Here is an 18,664-nt window from a genome sequence, read left to right as displayed (position 1 = left end):
CGCGGCGCCAAGTGGACGATTATCCATGCCGACGGCGAGTCGCGGGCATAAAAAATCCCGGTAGCCAGGGGAGTAGCTACCGGGATTCGTCAGGTCGGCGCGTCAAGAGGGGAGAGAGGGGCCGACCCCCCGACGGTGCGATGTGCTGCCCCGTCTCCTGTCGCCTCACGGCGATACGTGATGCTTAGTGTAGCCGCTGCGGCGAAAGTTCAAGGAACCCGCACGAAATGATTCAGTTTCCAGCCAGCCACGCGCCACGGATTTTCAACATATGGGGACGGCAGTGCGCGATTACAATGCCGCGTCACCGGGGGACCGTCATGAAAATCCTGCTGCGCTGCTGCCTGCTCTGCCTGTGCCTGCCGCTGCTCGCCCATGCGGCCGAATTGCGCATCGACCTCGGCCAGGGCGCGAGGGTCTGGACCACCGCGCAACTGCTCGCCCGCGCCGATGCCACCGCGGTGACGATCCCGGACGACGTGGCGTTCCGCCGCCCCATGCATTACCGCGCCGTGCCTCTGCGCGCGCTGCTGCCCGGCCTGCGCCCGGACCAGCATCTGCAGTTCGTGGCCACCGACGGCTTCGCCGCCGAGATTCCAGCCGCGGTGATCCTCAACCGCCAAGGCGCCGAGGCCTGGCTGGCGGTGGAGGATTCCGCGCATCCGTGGCCCGCGTCCGCCGACAACGGCAAGCATGCCGGCCCGTTCTACCTGGTGTGGACCGACCCGCAGGCCGCGCACGTCAGCACGGAGGAATGGCCCTACCAATTGGCCACGATCCGCGCGATCCCGGACGTCGACGCGCGCTTCCCGGCCATCGTGCCGGAGGCCCGCGCCGATGCGCAGGTGCTGCGCGGCTACGCGGTGTTCAAGCGCACCTGTTTCGCCTGCCACACCATGAATGGCGCGGGCGACGCCCGGCTGGGGCCGGATCTCAACCTCCCCTGGAACCCCACCGAATACCTGCGCCCCGACCTGCTGCGCGGCTTCATCCGCAACCCGCAGACGTTGCACCGCTGGCCCGAGGCCAAGATGCAGGGCTTCCCCACGACGAAGGAAATGTCCGACGCCGACCTCGACGCGGTGCTGGCCTACCTGCGCTACATGGCGAAGCGCAAGACATCGCCGCCGTAGGAACGGCGTAGGAGCGGCTTCAGCCGCGATTCCCCAGCCGGTCGCGGCTGAAGCCGCTCCTACGGTGGCGGCGATAAAACCTGCAACGTGGCATCGCGCCTCGCCTTGGGCTCGCGCGCCAGTGCTCGCACTCGTGCGTAGAACGCCGGCCATTGCGCGCCGCTTTCGCGGAAGATGGCGGCGAACGCCGGCGTCCACTGGTCGTACAGGCCGAACGGCAGCAGGCGCGCGTTGTTGATGGGCTTCTCCACCCAGGCGTCGTAGCGGTGATCGCCTGGCCAGTGTGCATCGCGCCACGCGGTGTAACGCGCACGGAACGCGGCGATTTCGCGCTGCTTGCCCGCCGCCATCACCTCCGCGTCCACGCCGCTGGTGTACAGCGTCTTCAGACGCTCGCGCAGGTCCAGCACCAGCTTCGTGAAACCGTCGGCCATCGCCTGCGCGTGGCCGTCGTCCGCCGGCAGCTCGCGCGCGGCGCGCCATTCGCGCAAACCCTCGGTCTGCACGAACGTGGCGAAGGACTCGTTGAACGCGGTGTCGCCCTTGGCGTAGATCAGCTGGTGCGCCAGCTCGTGGAAGATCGTGCCGGCCAGCTCGTCGTCGTCCCAGCGCAACATGCTGCTGAGGATGGGATCGGCGAACCAGCCCAGCGTGGAATACGCCGGCACGCCACCCACCCACACGTCGTCGCCGCGACGCCGCATGCGAGCCGCATCGGCCTCGGCGGCGGCCTCGCCGAACCAGCCGCGGTAGGCCACGCAGCCGGCAATCGGGAAGCAGTGCCGGATCGCCTCCACCGAGTAGCGCGGCGTGGCGAACACGTTCCACACCACGTAAGGCCGGTGCAGGTCCACGTAGCTGGTGTAGCTGCGGTTGTCGGGCAGGTCGAGGTGGCGGCTGGCGAACTCGCGCGCGGCCAGCGCCAGCGACAGCCGCGCGGCGAGTTTCGGGTCGGTGGCCGGGTCCTTGAGCAGCTTGCGCACGGGTTGCCGCTTGAACACCAGTTCGCCCTGCCCGTGCGCTGCCTGCGCGTAGTAGCGGATGCTGCCGCAGGCGCACAGAACCCAGCTCATCGCCGCGAACGCGATGAGCCTGGGCAAGTCGCGATGAAGCGTCGCCGGCAGCCGGATCATGCCGCCATGATGCCGCAGCGGCCGGCGGGACGGGACTCAGTGATGATGGTCGCCGCCACTGCCATGGCCGCTCCAGCGGCCATGGTTGCCGCCGCCACCGTGCCAATGGCCACCGCCGCTGCCATGCCAGTTGCCGCCGCGATAGTGGCGATACCCCCGGCCGCCGTACCACACGCCGCCGATCGTCACGCCCGGTGCATAGCAGCAGCCGTACCAGCCGTCATACCCGTACCCATACCACCCCGGCGCCACGTAGTAGCCGTCTCCGTAGACCACGCCGTTGCCGTAATAGGCCGGACCGGCATACGGGCTGGCCCGCACGTAGCTGTAGCCCGGATCGTAGTAGCAACCCGACAGCAGCGCGGCGAGCGCGACGAGGACGAAACCGCTGAGCAGGCGTTTCATGGCACAGCCTCCATCGGAGACGATGGCGCCAGCTTGCGCCCGCCCGCTTGAACCGGCGCTGATGCCGCCGCCGGCGCGCAGTCAGAATCGCGGCTGCAGCAGCGCATCCAGGAAATGCGGCAGCACCCGCGGGTTCACCAGCACGGTGAACAGCACGCCGTAGGCCGCGCCCCACAGGTGTGCGCTGTGGTTGATATTGTCCTGCCCGCGCCGGTCCATGTAGATCGAGTAACCGGTGTACAGCACGGCGTAGACGATCGCCGGCATCGGTATCACGAACACGATGATGCGCGACCACGGCGCCAGCAGGATGTAGCCGAACAGCACCGCCGACACCGCACCCGAGGCGCCCAGGCTGCGGTAGTTCGGGTTGCTGCGGTTCTTGAGATAGGTGGGCAGGATCGAGACCACCAGCGCGCCGAGGTAGAACAGCGCGAAGCCGAACGTACCCAGCTGGCTGGCGTAGAAGCCCTCCATCACGCGCCCGAAGAAGAACAGCGTGATCATGTTGAACAGCAGGTGGCCGAAATCCGCGTGCACCAGGCCGTAGGTCACCAGCCGGTGGTACTCGCGATGGCGGCTGATCGCCGGCGGCCACAGGATCAGGTCGTTCATCAGCCGGCTGTTGCTGAACGCGATGAACGAGACGATGCAGGTGACCGCGAGGATGATGAGGGTGATCGGCATGAACGTTTCCGCGCCCGGGCGATGAGGTGGCGGCATCTTGGCGGCAGCATGGCCGCTTGTCGAATCCGCGCCACCCCGGGCCAACGCGGCTATCATGCGCGCTCCCCCACGAATCCCGCCGTCATGCCCGCTTTGCGCTACCTGCATTTGGACGTCTTTGCCGCCACTCACGGCGGCGGCAACCACCTCGGCGTGGTGATCGGCGCGGAGCACTGGAGCGGCGAGGCGATGCAGCGTTTCGCACGCTGGACCGACCTGGTCGAAACCACGTTCCTGCTGCCGCCCGCCACCAGCGACGCCAGCTACCGCGTGCGCATCTTCACCCCGCACAAGGAAATCCCGTTCGCCGGCCATCCCAGCGTGGGCAGCGCGCACGCCGCGCTGGCATGCGGACTGGCGCAGCACGTCGACGGCTTGCTGTGGCAGGAATGCGGCGCCGGCGTCTTGCCGATCCGGGTGGAGGGTACGGGCCCGCAGCGCCGTCTGCTGCTGAAATCGCCCGGCGAACGCGTGCTGCGCACCGGCCGCGACGCGCACCCGCTGCTCGCCGCCGCGCTGGCCGGCATCGGCGCCGGCACGCTGCCGCCCGCCCTGGTCGACGGCGGGCGCCGCTGGTGGCTGGCCGAGGTGGAGAGCGAAGCCGCGCTGCGCGCCTGGCAACCCGACCACAGCGCGATCGGCGCACTGGCCCACGCCAGCGACAGCATGGGTCTGTGCGCGTTCGCACGCAGCGCACACCCCGACTACCAGTTGGTGGTGCGCGCCTTCCCTGCCGGCGTGGGCATCATCGAGGACCCAGCCTCCGGCGCCGCCAACGGCCTGATCGCCGCGTACGTCGCGCAGGCTGAACCGCACGGCCCACTGGCCGGCGGCTACGTGGTGAGCCAGGGCCGCGAGATCGGCCACGACGCCCAGCTCGTCGCCCACATTGTGGATGGCACGGTGTGGATCGGCGGCCGCAGCCACACCATCATCGACGGCGCGCTGGACTGGAACGCGGCGTGAGCGCGCAGATCCTGGTCGACGCCGACGCCTGTCCGGTGGCGATCAAGGAGATCCTGTTCCGCGCCGCCGAACGCGAGCAGGTCAGCGTGACCTTGGTCGCGAACCAGTACCTGCGCACCCCGCCCTCGCGCCATGTGCGCGCCGTGCAGGTGCCCGGCGGCTTCGACGTGGCCGACCACGAGATCGTGCGCCGCGTCGCCGTCGGCGACCTGGTGGTGACCCAGGACATTCCGCTGGCTGCGCTGGTCATCGAGAAGGGCGCGCTGGCGCTGGATCCGCGCGGTGAACTGCACACCCCCGACACCATCGCCCAGCGCCTCTCCATGCGCAATTTCATGGACGAGCTGCGCGGCGCCGGCGTCGACACCGGCGGCCACGCCGCGTTCCATGCGCGCGACAAACAAGCCTTTGCGAACCAGCTTGACCGGTGGCTGGCGCAGCGGAAACGCTGACGCGCTATTCCCGCCTGCAAGGCCCATGTGTAGGAGCGCACCCTGTGCGCGATTGCTTTTGCCTTGATCGAAACACAAAGCAATCGCGCACAGGGTGCGCCTACGGGCTCAGGCTACCTCGCCCGCCGCGTGGCCCGACGCCCAGGCCCACTGGAAGTTGTAGCCGCCCAGCCAGCCGGTGACGTCGACCACCTCGCCGATGAAGTACAGGCCGGGCACGAGTTTCGATTGCATCGTGCTGGACGAGAGCCCGTCGGTGTCCACACCGCCCAGGGTCACCTCGGCGGTGCGGTAACCCTCGGTGCCGCTGGCGATGATCGGCCAGTCGTGCAGTTGCCGACCGATCTCATGCAACTCGGCGTCGCGGTACTGGCGCATGGGGCGACTTTCAAACCACAACTCGCACAGGCGCTGTGCGAGACGCTTCGGCAGCGCGTCGGCCAGCACGTTCTTCAGCTCGGCCGCCGGACGCGCGGCGCGTTGCGCCAGCAGCCAGTCGCCCAGTTCCGCGTCCGGTGCGAGATCGAGGCGCAGCTCGTCGCCCGGCTGCCAGTACGAGGAAATCTGCAGGATCGCCGGGCCGCTCAGGCCGCGATGGGTGAACAAGAGGCCCGCGCGGAATGCGCGCTTGCCCACCCGCGCCTCGGCCAGCGGCAGGGCCACGCCGGCGAGGTCGGCGTAATGCTCCTGGTGCTTGCCGCTCAGGGTCAGCGGCACCAGCGCGGCGCGCACAGGCAGCACCGCATGGCCGAACTGGCGCGCCAGCTCGTAGCCGAAACCGCTGGCGCCCATGCTGGGGATCGACAAGCCGCCGCTGGCCACCACCAGCGACTCGGCGTGCACCTCGCCGTGCGCAGTGAGCACGCTGAAACCCTCGTCCGTCTTGCGCACGCGCTCGACGCCGCAACCGGTCTCGACGCGCACGCCCACCGCGGCGCATTCGTCCAGCAGCAGGCGCACGATCTGCTTCGAGGACTCGTCGCAGAACAGCTGGCCCAGTTCCTTCTCGTGGTACGCGATGCCGTGCTTTTCCACCAATGCGATGAAATCCCACGGCGTGTAGCGCGCCAGTGCGGACTTGGCGAAGTGCGGATTCGCGCTGAGGTAATTTGCCGGCGTAACGCCGAGATTGGTGAAATTGCAGCGCCCGCCGCCGGACATCAGGATCTTCTTGCCCGGCTTGTTCGCGTGGTCGACCACCAGCACGCGACGCCCGCGCCGGCCCGCGGCGATCGCGCACATCAGGCCCGCGGCGCCGGCGCCGACGATCAGTACATCCGTTTTCACGCCATCACCTGCCTGCCGAGCACCGCATCATTCGTCATCCCGGCGCAGGCTAATCCAGCGGCCAATGGCAAGCCAAGGCACTGGATGACTCGCTGCGCTCGCCCCTGCGGGGCCGCCCTTCGGGCGTTCTGCGCGCTTCGCGCTTGTCCGGCCTGCGCCGGAATGACGGGCTTGAGAACGCGGCATTATCGCCCAGCCGCATCGCTTACACTTTCCGCCTCATTCACCCGCGAGCCGCCGCCATGCCCTCCTTCGACGTAGTCTCCGAAGTCGACAAGCACGAACTGACCAATGCCGTGGACCAGGCCAACCGCGAGCTGGCGAACCGCTTCGACTTCAAGGGTCAGGACGCGAAATACGTGCTGGACGACTTCGTCATCACCCAGAGCGCACCCAGCGATTTCCAGCTGCAGCAGATGCTGGACATCCTGCGCGGGCGGCTGATCTCGCGGAAGATCGACGTGCGCGCGCTGGACATCGGCGAGGTGGAAACCAACCTCGCCGGCGCGCGGCAGAAGATCACCGTGAAGCAGGGCATCGAGCAGCCGGTGGCGAAGAAGCTGGTGGCCACGCTGAAGGAGGCCAAGCTCAAGGTCGAGGCGCAGATCAACGGCGACAAGCTGCGCGTGACCGGCAAGAAGCGCGACGACCTGCAGGCCGCGATGGCGGTGCTGCGCAAGGCCGAGGTGGAGCTGCCGCTGCAGTTCGACAACTTCCGCGATTGAGGGAGCTTCGGCTTCGCTCATCCCAGCCGTGGCAGCGACAGACAGGAGCATTCGAGCCGAAGCCTTGTCGAATGTCGGGAAAGTGCTTCCTGCACTTTCCCGACTCGCCGAGTCCGGCGCAGCCGGACTCGGCTCCGCCAGCCAAGCGCATGCGCTTGGCTGGCGCACGGGCCATCCGTGGCCCTACCCCATCCCCGCCACGATGTTCACCGTGATCGCGATGATGAACACGTTGAAGAAGAACGCGATCACGCTGTGCAGCAGCGCCACGCGGCGCAGGTAGCGGCTGCTGATCTGCACGTCGGAGACCTGGAAGGTCATGCCGATCACGATGGCGAAGTAGGCGAAGTCCCAGTAGTCGGGCTTCGGCGTGTCGGGAAACTCCAGCCCGGAGTGCTTCTCGCCGAAGTCGCCGTAGAAGCCGTGCGCGTAGTGCAGCGCGAACATGATGTTGAGGAACAGCCAGCTCAGCACCACGCTGAGCGCGCCCACGCCCAATGCGGGCAGGCCGCCGCCCTTGGCCGCGTGCAGTTCGGTGCCCAGCGCCACCAGCACCACGCCGGAGAGCACCACCGCGCTCCACAGCACGCCCCAGCGCCCGGTGTCCTGCGCCTTCGCCTGCCGGCGCATGTGCAAGGGCGTGGACCGGTTGAACAGCCGCGCCAGTGCCAGCAGGTAGATCACCGCGGCCAGGTCGAAGCCCAGCAGGATCGCGGTGGCCACGCGCAGGCCCAGCGCGATCAGCACGGCGCCGGCGATCACGAAGATCACGAACGAGGCGCTGAGCCGCGGCCGCGCCGTCACGTAGCGGAACGGCCGCCAGCGCGGCGGCTTCGACGCGCCGTTGGTGCCGGATGCCTCGCCGCTCATGCGCGCAGATCCGCGTAGTCGGGATGCCGCTTCATCCAGGCCTCGGCATACGAGCAGAGCGGCACCACCTTCCAGCCTTTCGCGCGGGCGAAATCCAGCGCCGTGCGCACCAGTTCGCCAGCCACGCCGCGACCGCCGGCCGGTGGCGGCACCTCGGTATGGGTAATCGCCATGCCGCCTTCCGCGAGCGTGTAGTCGAGCACGCAGTGTGCGCCTTCCACCTCCACCTCGAAACGCTGCGCAGCGCGGTTGTGCTGGATGTCGAGCTGCATGGCGATCTCCGTGGACGATGCCGCCAAGCATACCGCCGCCGTCAGGCCGCCATCTCGTCCTCCGCCAGCTCGCGGCGCCGACGCACCGCGGCAGCCAGCCGCTCCAGCACGCGCACCGAGTCGTCCCAGCCGATGCAGCCATCCGTGACGCTCTGGCCGTAGGTCAGCGGACGGCCATCCACCAGGTCCTGGCGGCCAGCGACGAGGTGGCTTTCCACCATCGCGCCCACGATGCGCGACTCGCCCGCCTCGAGCTGGGCGGCAATGTCGGCGATCACGCGCGGCTGGTTGTCCGGGTTCTTGCCGCTGTTGGCATGGCTGGCGTCGATCATCACCCGCGCCGGCAGGCCGGCCTTGGCGATCGCGCTGCAAGCGGCCTCGACGCTGGCGGCGTCGTAGTTCGGCACCTTGCCACCGCGCAGGATCACGTGGCAGTCGCGGTTGCCGCTGGTGGCGGCGATCGCGGCCTGGCCCTGCTTGGTCACCGCGAGGAAGTGGTGCGGATGCGCGGCCGCCTGCACCGCGTCCACCGCCAGCTTCACGTTGCCGTCGGTGCCGTTCTTGAAGCCCACCGGGCAAGATAACCCCGAGGCCAGCTCGCGATGCACCTGGCTTTCGGTGGTGCGCGCGCCGATCGCGCCCCAGGCCACCAGGTCGGCGAGGTATTGCGGCGAGATGATGTCGAGGAACTCGCTGCCGGCCGGCACGCCCAGCGCGTTGATGTCGCACAGCAGCTGGCGCGCCACGCGCAGACCCTTGCGGATGTGGAAGCTGCCGTCCAGGTCCGGGTCGTTGATCAGCCCCTTCCAACCCACCGTGGTGCGCGGCTTCTCGAAGTACACCCGCATCACGATCTCCAGCTCGCCGCCGAGGCGCTCGCGCTGCGCCGCCAACCGCTGCGCGTACTCCAGCGCGGCGCGCGGGTCGTGGATGGAGCACGGGCCGATCACCACCGCGAGGCGGTCGTCGCTGCCGGCGAGGATGCGGTGCAGAGCCGTGCGCGCGTTGCCCACGGTGGCGAGCGCGGCGGGCGTGGCGGGGCATTCGTCCATCACCTCGGCGGGCGTGGCGAGCGGGGTGATCGTGCGGATGCGCAGATCGTCGGTGGCGGACTGGGGCATGGCGGCGGCTTTCCTCGGGTGGGGTGCCAGCGGCGGCCATGAAAAAAGCCGCCTGGGTTGCTGGCGGCTTTCGGGATGGGATTTCAGGACTTCAGACCAAACGCACCCATGCCTCCGCCAGCGGCTTCGGATAGCCATAAAACCAAAAATACTGGCGGGCGGTGTGGGTCATGGGAAGTCAGTGATAGCACAGGCTTTCGGCGCGTGCAAAGTCCTTTTGCGCATATCCACCGGTTCCGCTAACTTCCCGCGAACCGACCAGGGGACGCCATTGGCCACGCTCATACCCACCCGCAACAGCTGCCTGCCACGGATGACCGGCGGCGAGAAGCGCGTGTCCGAACGGCTGGAACAGAAGCTCGAAGACGACTACCTGCTCTGGTACGACGTGCCGATCGGCCTCAAGCAGCGCCGCCCCGACTTCGTGGTGTTCCACCCGTGCCGCGGCCTGCTGGTGTTGGAAGTGAAGGATTGGAAGGCCGACACCATCCGCCATGCCGACACGACCCAGTTCACCCTGGTCACCGAACGCGGCTTGGCGAAGGAAACGAACCCGCTGCTGCAGGCGCGCGCCTATGCGCTGGAGATCGGCGTGGTGCTGGAACGCGATCCGGCGCTGCGCTACCCCGAAGGCCATCGCCATGCCGGCAAGCTGGTGATGCCGTGGGCCTGGGGTGCTGTGCTGGCCAACCTCACGCGCAAGCAGTTCGAGGAAGGCGGGCTGGAGGCGGTGATTCCGGCGCACCTGGCGATCTGCCGCGACGAGCTGTACGAGACGGTGGACAGCGAGGCCTTCCAGGAACGGCTGTGGGCGATGTTCCCGCAGGTGTTCCCGGTGGCGCTCACTCTGCCGCAGATCGACCGCGTGCGCTGGCACCTGTTCCCCGAGATCCGCGTGGAGCCGGGCAGCGGCCAGTTCGGCCTGTTCGCCGCCGAAGGCCATGACGCACGCGCGCTGGAGATCCCCGACCTGGTGAAGGTGATGGACGCCCAGCAGGAGCAGCTGGCGCGTTCGCTGGGCGACGAGCATCGCGTCATCCACGGCGTGGCCGGCTCGGGCAAGACCATGATCCTGGGCTTCCGCGCGATGCAGCTGGCGCAGTCGCTGAGCCGGCCGATCCTGGTGCTCTGCTACAACAAGACGCTGGCGGCGCGGCTGGAGCAGCTGATCGGCGAGCGCGGCCTGGCCGACAAGGTGCAGGTCTACAACTTCCATCGCTGGTGCCACCGCATGCTCACCAGCTACCACGTGGCGCTGCCGCCCAAGGGCGAGCACTTCTTCGAGGCGATGGTGGAGCGGGTGATGGAAGGCGTGGACAAGGAGCAGATCCCGCGCTTCCAGTACGGCGCCGTGCTGGTCGACGAGGGCCACGACTTCGAACCGGACTGGTACAAGCTGATCGTGCAGATGATCGACCCGGCCACCAACTCGCTGCTGGTGCTGTACGACGACGCGCAGAACATCTACGGCAAGGCCGGCCGCCGCAAGCTGAGCTGGAAGAGCCTGGGCGTGCAGGCGCAGGGCCGCACCACCATCCTCAAGCTCAACTACCGCAACACGCTGGAGATCCTCGCGGTGGCGCGCAACTTCGCCGGCGAACTGCTCGCCGCGCGCAGCGACGACGACGACGGCGTGCCGCTGATCGCCCCCGAAAGCGCCGGCCGGCGCGGCCCGTTGCCCGAGCTGATCCGCACCGATACCGCCGCCGCCCAGCTCGATGCGCTGATTGCCCAGCTGCGCGACGAGCACGCCCACGGCCGCCCCTGGGGCGAGATGGCAGTGATCTACCGCGCCGGCTGGGAGGGCGAGAAACTGCACGATGCGCTGGAGCGCCTCGCCATTCCCTCCAGCCTCGCCGACGAAAACGGCAAGCAGGCGCTGTTCGTGGTCAAGGACAGCGTGAAGCTGCTCACCATGCACTCCTGCAAGGGCCTGGAATTTCCGTTCGTGATCATCCCAGGCCTCGGCTCGCTGCCGCGCGAAAACCAGCGCGAGGTCGACGAGGCGCGCCTGCTCTACGTGGCAATGACCCGCGCCACCGAGCGGCTGGTGCTGATCCACCACCTCGACTCGATGTTCTCCAAGAGCATCCGCGACTCGATCAACGAGGTGCAGGCGCAGCTGGCGCGGTAAGCCCCCTCCCCGGCTCGCCTGTGGAGAGGGCTGGGGTGAACAGGAGCTTCCCCACTAGACTGCGCGCACCATTCTCGGGGAATCCATCGCATGCGCCGCCTGCTGCTCGTCGCCACGCTCGCCCTCGCCGCCTGCATCCTGCCCGCGTTCGCCGCGGACGACGTCACCCAGCTGCAGAAGATCGATCAGGTCGTCGGCAGCGGCGCGGTGGCGAACGACGGCGACGTGGTGCAGGTGAACTACACCGGCTGGCTGTACGACGCGAGCGCGACGGACCACCACGGCAAGGAATTCGACAGCACGCAGGGTGGCGAACCGATCCGCTTCACGCTGGGCGCGGGCGAAGTCATCCAGGGCTGGGACCAGGGCATCCGCGGCATGCACGTGGGCGGCAAGCGCACCCTCATCATCCCTGCGCGGCTGGCCTACGGCGGCCGCGGCGCCGGCGACGCCGTGCCGCCGAACGCCACACTCGTGTTCGACGTGGAACTGGTGAGCGTGCATTGAGGCAGGAGCGCACCCTGTGCGCGAATGCGCTGGTGCTGATCGGAGCAAAAGCATTCGCGCACAGGGTGCGCTCCTACCGCAGCACGTCAAACCGCCGCAAGGCGGTCGGCATCGCCCTCATCATCAACCATCACGCAGTTGCGCCCGCTCCGCTTGGCGCGGTACAGCGCGGCATCCGCCTGTTTGCACAGGCGCTGCAAGTCGTAGCCGGAGGTATCGGTAAAGGCCAGGCCCACGCTGGTGGATATCCCGACGGCCACGCCGTCGCTCTCCACCTTGGCCATCTCGATGGCGAGCCGGATGCGTTCGGCAATCGCCACGCCCTGCCCGCGCGAGCACTCGACCAGCAGGATGCCGAACTCCTCGCCGCCGAGGCGACCGAACAGGTCGACGGCACGCAAGTGCTTCCGGCAGACGGCGACGATGTGCCGCAAGACCTCGTCGCCCATGGCATGGCCGTGGGTATCGTTGATGTGCTTGAAGTGGTCCAGGTCGATGAAGACCATGCAGGCTGCGCCCGCGCGCCGCTCCAGCAAACGCAGCATGCGATCCACTTCGCCCATGAAATGCTGGCGGTTGAACACCGCGGTCAGGCCATCGAGGTGGGACAGCTTCTTGAAACGCAGCTGCGAGCGCTTGAGCCGGAACATCCACAACGCGGCGAAAGCCAGCGCCATCAGCAGCAGCGCCAGGTACAAATGGTTGGCTTCCGCCTTTTTGGTGTCCAGCGTCTGCCGCATGCGCAACAGCGCGTTCTGCCGCCCCAGCTTTTCCGTCTCGAGCTTCTGCGCCAGCAGGTGTTGCTGCACCGTCTGATAGGCCATCGCACGCGCACTGACGTCGTCGAGGTAGGCCTTGTCCAGCGCGGCGTACTTCTTGTAGTAATCGAGCGCGGCGGCGGCGTGGCCCTGCCGATTCTCGATGCGGTAAAGCACCTTGTAGGCATCTTTCAGCCAGTCGTCGATATCGCCCGGCTTTCCCGCGGCGACCACGGCGAGGGCCGCCTTCCGGGCACCATCGTCGTCGCCAAGAGCAACCAGCGCCTGCGCCCTGCTTATCAGGGCCGACAGCTTGTTCGGGGCATAGTCGTTGGCTTCGACGCTGGGCGCGATCCGGTCGAGCAGTGCAAGCGCCCGGTGCGACTGGCCCTCATGCACGTACCGATCGGCGAGCGTGAGCATCAGGTTGGCGTTGTAAACCGGCTCCTTGGCCGCCGGGCACGCCGCCAGCGCCTGCTGCAACTCCGGACTGCCCGACTTGAGCCGATGGCCGGTCTCGAGTGCCACGACCAGACTGGCGGCGGGATAACACGGACCATCTCCGGCCGGGATGGCACCCATCGCGATGCGCGCATAGCGGATGGCCAAATCGGTCTGCCCAGCCAGGCCCAGCGACTGCGACAGGTTCAGCGTCACCATGAAGCGGACCTTGGCATCCGTGATCTGTGGCAACCGCGCCGCAAGGCGATTGGCCAGTTCGAATGCCTCCGTATAGTGCCGGGTGATTCCGTACTGGCTCACCAACATGGCTGCCGCACGGTCGGCCATGCGCGAATCACTGGAGTGCTGGATGATGTCGCGAAACTGCACCTCCGACTTGGCGTATTGGCCTTCGTACATGGCCTCCCACGCGTCCAGATAGCGCAGTTGCCATTGTTCGTCCGGCGCCAGCCGGGAAGCCACCTGATTGAGCTGGGCCAGCTGGCGGACGAACCGCGGATGATCCGTCACCGGCAACGGCCAGGTCTGCTTGAGCAGGGCGGAAGGATCGGCGACGGCGTCGACGGCAAGCCCCACCTGCCAGAACACGCAACCCGCCAGGCCCGCCCAAGCGAGCCATGACCGCAAGCTGCCCGATCGCGAGTACATGCCGTCCGGATTAACGCCGGAGCGCCGGGGCGCCCTGACCCGGAATCCGGGGATCGCCAACCGGCTTGGCGCCGCCGTCCACGAGTCGCTGCACGAAGCCGGGCGGCACCGACACGTCCGCCATCCCGCTACCCGGAGCGCTGCACCGCAGCGCAGTGGTGCCGATCGCTTCCGGCGATTCCATCGTTTCCATGATGCCCCCCGTTTTCGCGATCATAACGCCGGCGACAGGCAAGCGTGTACGCACCCGCCGCCCCGCGACCGCGCCGCTCAGATCGCGATGGGAATGCTGTCCTCGGCGCCAGCTTCCACCCGATTGCGCCCACCGCGCTTGGCGCGGTACAGCGCGGCGTCGGCCTCCCGGCACAGGCGCCGCAGGTCGTGGCCGCAGACGCCGGTGCAGGCCAGACCCACGCTGGTGGAGATCGCGATGACGGTGCCCTCGCACTCCACCTTCGTCGCCTCGACCGCGTGGCGGATGCGGTCGGCGATGGCCATGCCCTGCCCGTGCGAGCAGCCCACCAGCAGAATGCCGAACTCCTCGCCACCCAGCCGGCCGAACAGGTCGGCCGGGCGCAATTGCTGTTTGCCCACCACCACCACCTGGCGCAGCACCTCGTCGCCCATGGCGTGGCCGTGGGTGTCGTTGATGCGCTTGAAGTGGTCCAGGTCGATGAAGACCAGGCAAGCCGTGCCGGCGCGCTTCTCCAGCAGGCGCAGCGTGCGCTCCACCTCGCCCATGAAATGCTGGCGGTTGAACACCGTGGTCAGGCCATCGAGGTGGGACAGTTTCTTGAAACGCAGCTGCGAGCGCTTGATCCGGAACATCCAGAGCGCGGCAAAGGCCAGCGCCATCAGCAGCAGGGCGAGGTACAGCCGGTTGGTCTCGGCCGTCTTGGCATCCAGCGTCTGCCGCATGCGCAGCAGCGCGTTCTGCCGGCTCAGGTTCTCCGTCTCCAGCTTCTGCGCCAGCACGTGCTGCTGTACCGTCTCGTAGGCCATCGCGCGCGCATTGACATCGTCGAGGTAGGCCTTGTCCAGCGCAGCGTATTTCTCGTAGTAGTCGAGTGCAGCGGCGGCATGACCTTGTTTCTTCTCTATACGATAAAGCACTTCGTAGGTGTCTTTCAGCCACGCATCGAAATCGCCCGATTTGTTCTGCGCAACCACGACCAAGGCCACTTTCTTGGCAACAGCATCGTCGCCCAGCGCGGCCAGCGCCTGCGCCCTGATCAACATGGCCGTCAACTTGTAGGACGCATCGCCCAGGATATCGAGGTTGGGCTCAACCCGGTCGAGCAGGGTTAGTGCCTTGCGGGGCCGCCTTTCCTGCACATACAGGTCAGCGAGCGTGAGTTGCAGGTTCGCGTTGTACACCGGCTCCTTGGCCGCGGGGCAGTCCGCCACGGCCTGCAGCAACTCCGGACTGTTGGACTTGAGCCGATGACCGTAATAGAGCGCCTCAGCCATCATGGATGCGGGATAGCACCGACTCCCACCAACAGGAACAGCGGACATCGCCATCTGGGCGTAACGGATGGCCAGATCGGTCTGGCCGGCCAGACCTAGCGATGCCGAAAGGTTCAGCAACAATTTGAGGTGAACTTTCGCATCCGTGATCTGCGGCAAGCGAGCTGCGAGGCGATTAGCCAGCTCGAATGCCTCGGTGTAATGCCGGGTAAGGCCAAACTGACTCATCAGCAACGCAGATGCGTAATCAGCCAAGTACGGATTGCCGGAATGCTGGATGACGTCCTGAAACAGCGCCCCCGATTTGGCGTAGTCACTTTCGTACATGGCCTCCCAAGCATTCATGAACCTCAGATGCCATTGCTGCTCTGGCGTCAGTTGCGAGGCTTTTCCGTTGAGTTGGGCCAGCTGCTGAAGGAATCGCGGGTGATCCGTGAGTTGCAGCGCCTCGGTTTGCGTGAGGAAGGCATCTGGGACAGCCATAGAGGTTGTGGCAAGGCTAGCCCTGCCACACAGGCAACTGATAAGGGCCGTGCATGCGGCCCATCGATACAGGTTGCTCGATCCCCGCGACATGTCGCTACGTCGGTCACTATTCTGCGCGACGAGCCCGCTTGACGCGAGAAGGTGACGGGGAAGGGGCGGGCTGCGGCTCCGGTTGCGGAACGTCAGTTTCTTCTTCGTCTTCCTGGCCCGGCACCTGTGTCTGGGGGAAGTGGGGCATACCCTGGACAGTCAGTTCCACACGCAGCGTCGCACAGTCGCCTGTCGTCACCGCCATCGTGAGCTCGACACTCGCCTGCGCGTGCTTCAGCACCCCGTTCAGCTCGTCGGCCGACGCGTAACGCAGCGACGCATCGCTGCCGATGGTCTCCAGCAACTTGATCGTATCGCTCATGTTGTTCCCCTTGTCCCCTTGTTCGGGCGGCACCAATGTACCGCACCGTCCCGCTTCAGGCCGCCGTAGCTTCCCGCCTCTTCGCATCCAGCGCTTGCAGCCGATCAAGCATGGCACGGTTCGGTTGCAAGGTCACAGCCGGCGGCAGCACCACGGTTTCCTCGGCGGTCAACGGCACATCGACCAGCTCGCGCAAGGTGATGCGCTGGATGCACGGGTGCTCGATGGGCAGGGTGGCGCCGCGATAGATGATGACCTCGTGATCCGGCGGGTAGTCCTGGCCCAGTCGCTCCACCAGCAAGGCGCGGTAGGCTGGCCCGATGTCGAAGCGTCCCACGGAACGGTTGCCGATGATCCCTACCTGCCACAGCACCAAGTAGCCCGCGGGGTCGATGCGCCGCTCCCAGTACATCAATTGGCTGGCCTCGAAGTGCTGGCAGCCGTAAGTGCCGGGATCGATGCCGAGATCGGCATACAGACAGTCCTCGGCGGAGATGCCCGGTTCCATATGCGCCTCGTAGCCTTCCGCGCGCGCCTGTTCGATCACCTTGTGCGGCGACCAGGCGAAGATGCCGGGGTGACCGTAGAACACGCCGCAGACGCGCTTGCCGGCACGCAGTTCGGCCATCATCAGTGCCACCCATTCGCGGTAGGTCTTGATGCGTGGCTTGCCCTCGGCGTAATTGGGCTGCAGGCTGCGCACGTCCGGGTGCATGCGCTTCAGCCACTCCTCCGCGATGGCGTCGGAAAGCGCGGCGAACACTACATCCGCCTGCTCGATATGGCTGCGCGCCAGCGGTGTGAGGTGGGAGCCCAGGGTCATGCCCAGGCCCACGCAGCTCAGGCTGCCGCGGCGGGTGTCGTGCAGGGATGGCAGGGCGGCTGATGGCATCGCGCGATGATAGGGCAAGTCCGGGCGGCGCCAGCGCCCGACGAACGAAATTCCCGCCCGCATCCGCAACCACCGGAAGCACGCCCCGTGCCAATCCATGCCTTCAGGCACGGTTGCGCGCTGCCCCGGCTCGCTAGGCTTGGGGCTTTGCCCCCGCGAGGAAAGACCCGTGCGCAAGCCGCTGCAGACGAGCTTGCTGGCAGCCCTGCTGCTGGCCGGATTCCACCACTCGGCGCTGGCCGCCGACAGCAAGCCGCCCGCCGCGGCGGAGGCACCGGGCGTCAGCGACGGCTTCCAACTGCCGCCCTTCCCCGCCGACGCGCATGTCTCACAGTCCACCACGGCGGACGGCCGCACCCTGAAGTACACCGCCACGGTGGGTTCGCTGCCGGTACGCGACGAGAAGGGCAAGGTGATCGCGCAGGTGATGTTCACCGCCTACACGATGCCGGGCAAGAACCGTCCGGTGACGTTCGCGCTGAACGGCGGCCCCGGCGCCTCGTCGGTGTATCTGAACCTCGGCGCGATCGGCCCGAAGAAGGTGAAGTTCGGCGTGGAAGGCGACAACCCGTCCGACCCGGCGACGCTGCACGACAACCCCGGCACCTGGCTGGGCTTCACCGACCTGGTGTTCATCGACCCGGTCGGCACCGGCTTCAGCCGCGCGCTGGTGGACGACAAGGAAGCGACCAAGCAGTTCTACAGCACCGACAGCGACATCCAGTACCTGTCGCGCATCGTCTACGACTGGCTGGTGAAGAACGGCCGCATGGAGTCGCGCAAGTACCTGGTGGGCGAGAGCTACGGCGGCTTCCGCGGCCCGCGCATCACCGACTACCTGCAGACCCGGCTCGGCGTGGCGATGAACGGCGTGGTGCTGCTGTCGCCCTACCTCGACCCGGCGGCCTCGGACGACGAGAACGTGTCGCCGCTGCCGTGGATGCTCACCCTGCCCTCGATCGCCGCCGCCCACCTGGAGCGCGAACACAAGCTCACGGCCGCGGCGATGCAGACTATCATCGACTACACCCGCTCCACCTACGCCACCACGCTGATGCAGGGTCGCGCCAACCCGGCCGCCACCGAGGCGATGATCCACAAGGTCGCCGAGCTCACCGGCCTCGACCCGCTGTTCGTGAAGCGCTCCGGCGGCCGAATCGAGACTCAGGCCTACCTGCGCGAGGTGTACCGCGCCGAGGGCAAGCTGGGCAGCCGCTACGACTCCAACGTCACCGCGTGGGACCCGTTCCCCTATGCGCCGCACCAGCGCTCGGGCGACCCCATCCTCAACGGCATCATCGCCCCCACCACCACGGCGATGGTGAACTTCGTGACCCGGACCGTGGGCTGGAAATACGACGGCCGCTACAACGCGCTGAGCTACGAGGTGGGCCGGCTGTGGCACGAGGACGACGACGCCCGGCTCGGTTCGACCAAGCAGCTGCGCGAGTCGGTGGCGAACGACCCTGGCCTGCGCGTGCTGATCGCCCACGGCTGGGACGACCTCTCCTGCCCGTTCATGGCCTCGGTGCTGATCGTCGACCAGATGCCGGCGATGGGCGACCCCACCCGTGTGCAGGTGAAGGAATACCCCGGCGGCCACATGTTCTACGCCCGCCCGGACAGCCAGGCCGACCTGCTGCGCGACGTGAAGAGCCTGTACGGCGTGCACTGAGCCTTTCTCCCCTCCCCCGCTCGCGGGGGAGAGGCCGGGGGAGAGGGCCGCTTTTCGTTCACATCCCGTGCCACCCAACCGGCCGATGATTGCGCACGGTGTCGCCATGGCGCACCACCGCGACCCGCCA

At 67.5% G+C, this 18,664-nt stretch carries 19 protein-coding genes; 7 read left to right on the top strand and 12 right to left on the bottom strand.

The annotated features are described in order from the left end of the window. Positions 1-320: 320 nt before the first annotated feature. Entirely contained in the window at positions 321-1,133 is an 813-nt protein-coding gene (locus AB7878_RS14355) for a c-type cytochrome (protein WP_369495009.1), read from the top strand. A gap of 59 nt (positions 1,134-1,192) precedes the next feature. On the opposite strand, the gene AB7878_RS14350 is transcribed toward AB7878_RS14355, so the two are convergent. The 3 genes from AB7878_RS14350 to AB7878_RS14340 all read right to left on the bottom strand — a co-directional run bounded on the left by AB7878_RS14350 (position 1,193) and on the right by AB7878_RS14340 (position 3,358). Beyond that, on the bottom strand, positions 1,193-2,206 hold the full coding sequence (locus AB7878_RS14350) for an aminopeptidase (RefSeq protein WP_369495008.1): 1,014 nt from the start codon (positions 2,204-2,206) through the stop codon (positions 1,193-1,195). Positions 2,207-2,302: 96 nt separating this feature from the next. Next, on the bottom strand, positions 2,303-2,671 hold the full coding sequence (locus AB7878_RS14345; RefSeq protein ID WP_369495007.1) for a hypothetical protein: 369 nt from the start codon (positions 2,669-2,671) through the stop codon (positions 2,303-2,305). Positions 2,672-2,752: 81 nt separating this feature from the next. Further along, on the bottom strand, positions 2,753-3,358 hold the full coding sequence (locus AB7878_RS14340) for a rhomboid family intramembrane serine protease (RefSeq protein ID WP_369495006.1): 606 nt from the start codon (positions 3,356-3,358) through the stop codon (positions 2,753-2,755). Positions 3,359-3,481: 123 nt separating this feature from the next. On the opposite strand from AB7878_RS14340, the gene AB7878_RS14335 reads away from it, so the two are divergent. Together AB7878_RS14335 and AB7878_RS14330 are read left to right on the top strand one after the other, a co-directional pair. Continuing rightward, positions 3,482-4,363, top strand: coding sequence for a PhzF family phenazine biosynthesis protein (locus tag AB7878_RS14335; protein ID WP_369495005.1), 882 nt, complete (start codon positions 3,482-3,484; stop codon positions 4,361-4,363). Next, complete coding sequence (locus AB7878_RS14330; RefSeq protein ID WP_369495004.1) at positions 4,360-4,815, top strand: YaiI/YqxD family protein; 456 nt, start codon at positions 4,360-4,362, stop codon at positions 4,813-4,815. Before AB7878_RS14335 ends, AB7878_RS14330 begins: the two co-directional genes overlap by 4 nt. Before the next feature lie 108 nt (positions 4,816-4,923). Here the strand turns inward: AB7878_RS14330 and AB7878_RS14325 are convergent, their stop codons facing one another. Beyond that, positions 4,924-6,102: a BaiN/RdsA family NAD(P)/FAD-dependent oxidoreductase gene (locus AB7878_RS14325; RefSeq protein WP_369495003.1), complete on the bottom strand. Its 1,179-nt coding sequence runs from the start codon at positions 6,100-6,102 to the stop codon at positions 4,924-4,926. A gap of 242 nt (positions 6,103-6,344) precedes the next feature. Between AB7878_RS14325 and AB7878_RS14320 the strand changes: the two genes are divergently transcribed. Then, positions 6,345-6,827, top strand: a complete 483-nt coding sequence (locus AB7878_RS14320; protein ID WP_369495002.1) for a YajQ family cyclic di-GMP-binding protein — start codon at positions 6,345-6,347, stop codon at positions 6,825-6,827. Between the two features lie 183 nt (positions 6,828-7,010). On the opposite strand, the gene AB7878_RS14315 is transcribed toward AB7878_RS14320, so the two are convergent. The 3 genes from AB7878_RS14315 to AB7878_RS14305 are packed head-to-tail and all read right to left on the bottom strand — an operon-like array spanning position 7,011 to position 9,090. Beyond that, positions 7,011-7,697 carry a DUF1345 domain-containing protein gene (locus tag AB7878_RS14315; RefSeq protein WP_369495001.1) on the bottom strand — a complete coding sequence of 229 codons (687 nt, stop codon included), beginning with the start codon at positions 7,695-7,697 and terminating at the stop codon, positions 7,011-7,013. Continuing rightward, a complete protein-coding gene (locus tag AB7878_RS14310; RefSeq protein WP_369495000.1) occupies positions 7,694-7,969 on the bottom strand; it encodes a GNAT family N-acetyltransferase in 276 nt (91 codons plus the stop codon). Before AB7878_RS14310 ends, AB7878_RS14315 begins: the two co-directional genes overlap by 4 nt. A 41-nt stretch (positions 7,970-8,010) precedes the next feature. Then, the gene (locus AB7878_RS14305) at positions 8,011-9,090 is read right to left on the bottom strand and encodes a 3-deoxy-7-phosphoheptulonate synthase (protein ID WP_369494999.1); all 1,080 of its coding nucleotides are present in this window, start codon (positions 9,088-9,090) and stop codon (positions 8,011-8,013) included. 271 nt (positions 9,091-9,361) lie between these two features. Between AB7878_RS14305 and AB7878_RS14300 the strand changes: the two genes are divergently transcribed. Beyond that, the gene (locus tag AB7878_RS14300) at positions 9,362-11,224 is read left to right on the top strand and encodes a 3'-5' exonuclease (protein WP_369494998.1); all 1,863 of its coding nucleotides are present in this window, start codon (positions 9,362-9,364) and stop codon (positions 11,222-11,224) included. A gap of 90 nt (positions 11,225-11,314) precedes the next feature. Further along, positions 11,315-11,731: an FKBP-type peptidyl-prolyl cis-trans isomerase gene (locus tag AB7878_RS14295; protein ID WP_369494997.1), complete on the top strand. Its 417-nt coding sequence runs from the start codon at positions 11,315-11,317 to the stop codon at positions 11,729-11,731. An 86-nt stretch (positions 11,732-11,817) separates the two neighbouring features. On the opposite strand, the gene AB7878_RS14290 is transcribed toward AB7878_RS14295, so the two are convergent. The 5 genes from AB7878_RS14290 to AB7878_RS14270 form a co-directional block, all read right to left on the bottom strand. Beyond that, positions 11,818-13,539, bottom strand: a complete 1,722-nt coding sequence (locus tag AB7878_RS14290) for a tetratricopeptide repeat-containing diguanylate cyclase (RefSeq protein ID WP_369494996.1) — start codon at positions 13,537-13,539, stop codon at positions 11,818-11,820. 70 nt (positions 13,540-13,609) lie between these two features. Further along, complete coding sequence (locus AB7878_RS14285; RefSeq protein ID WP_369494995.1) at positions 13,610-13,792, bottom strand: hypothetical protein; 183 nt, start codon at positions 13,790-13,792, stop codon at positions 13,610-13,612. A 77-nt stretch (positions 13,793-13,869) separates the two neighbouring features. Beyond that, complete coding sequence (locus AB7878_RS14280) at positions 13,870-15,552, bottom strand: GGDEF domain-containing protein (protein WP_369494994.1); 1,683 nt, start codon at positions 15,550-15,552, stop codon at positions 13,870-13,872. Positions 15,553-15,661: 109 nt separating this feature from the next. Next, the gene (locus AB7878_RS14275; RefSeq protein WP_369494993.1) at positions 15,662-15,967 is read right to left on the bottom strand and encodes a hypothetical protein; all 306 of its coding nucleotides are present in this window, start codon (positions 15,965-15,967) and stop codon (positions 15,662-15,664) included. A 55-nt stretch (positions 15,968-16,022) separates the two neighbouring features. Then, positions 16,023-16,859 carry an SAM-dependent methyltransferase gene (locus AB7878_RS14270; protein WP_369494992.1) on the bottom strand — a complete coding sequence of 279 codons (837 nt, stop codon included), beginning with the start codon at positions 16,857-16,859 and terminating at the stop codon, positions 16,023-16,025. 181 nt (positions 16,860-17,040) lie between these two features. Here AB7878_RS14270 and AB7878_RS14265 point away from each other — a divergent pair, with 181 nt between their 5' ends. Further along, complete coding sequence (locus AB7878_RS14265; protein ID WP_439653829.1) at positions 17,041-18,534, top strand: S10 family peptidase; 1,494 nt, start codon at positions 17,041-17,043, stop codon at positions 18,532-18,534. Positions 18,535-18,664: the final 130 nt, after the last annotated feature.

Origin of the sequence: Rhodanobacter humi (assembly GCF_041107455.1) — a bacterium.
Classification (GTDB): Bacteria; Pseudomonadota; Gammaproteobacteria; order Xanthomonadales; family Rhodanobacteraceae; genus Rhodanobacter_A.
The sequence above is the reverse complement of the archived record's forward strand: the minus strand, read 5'-3'. Positions and strand labels throughout refer to the sequence as shown.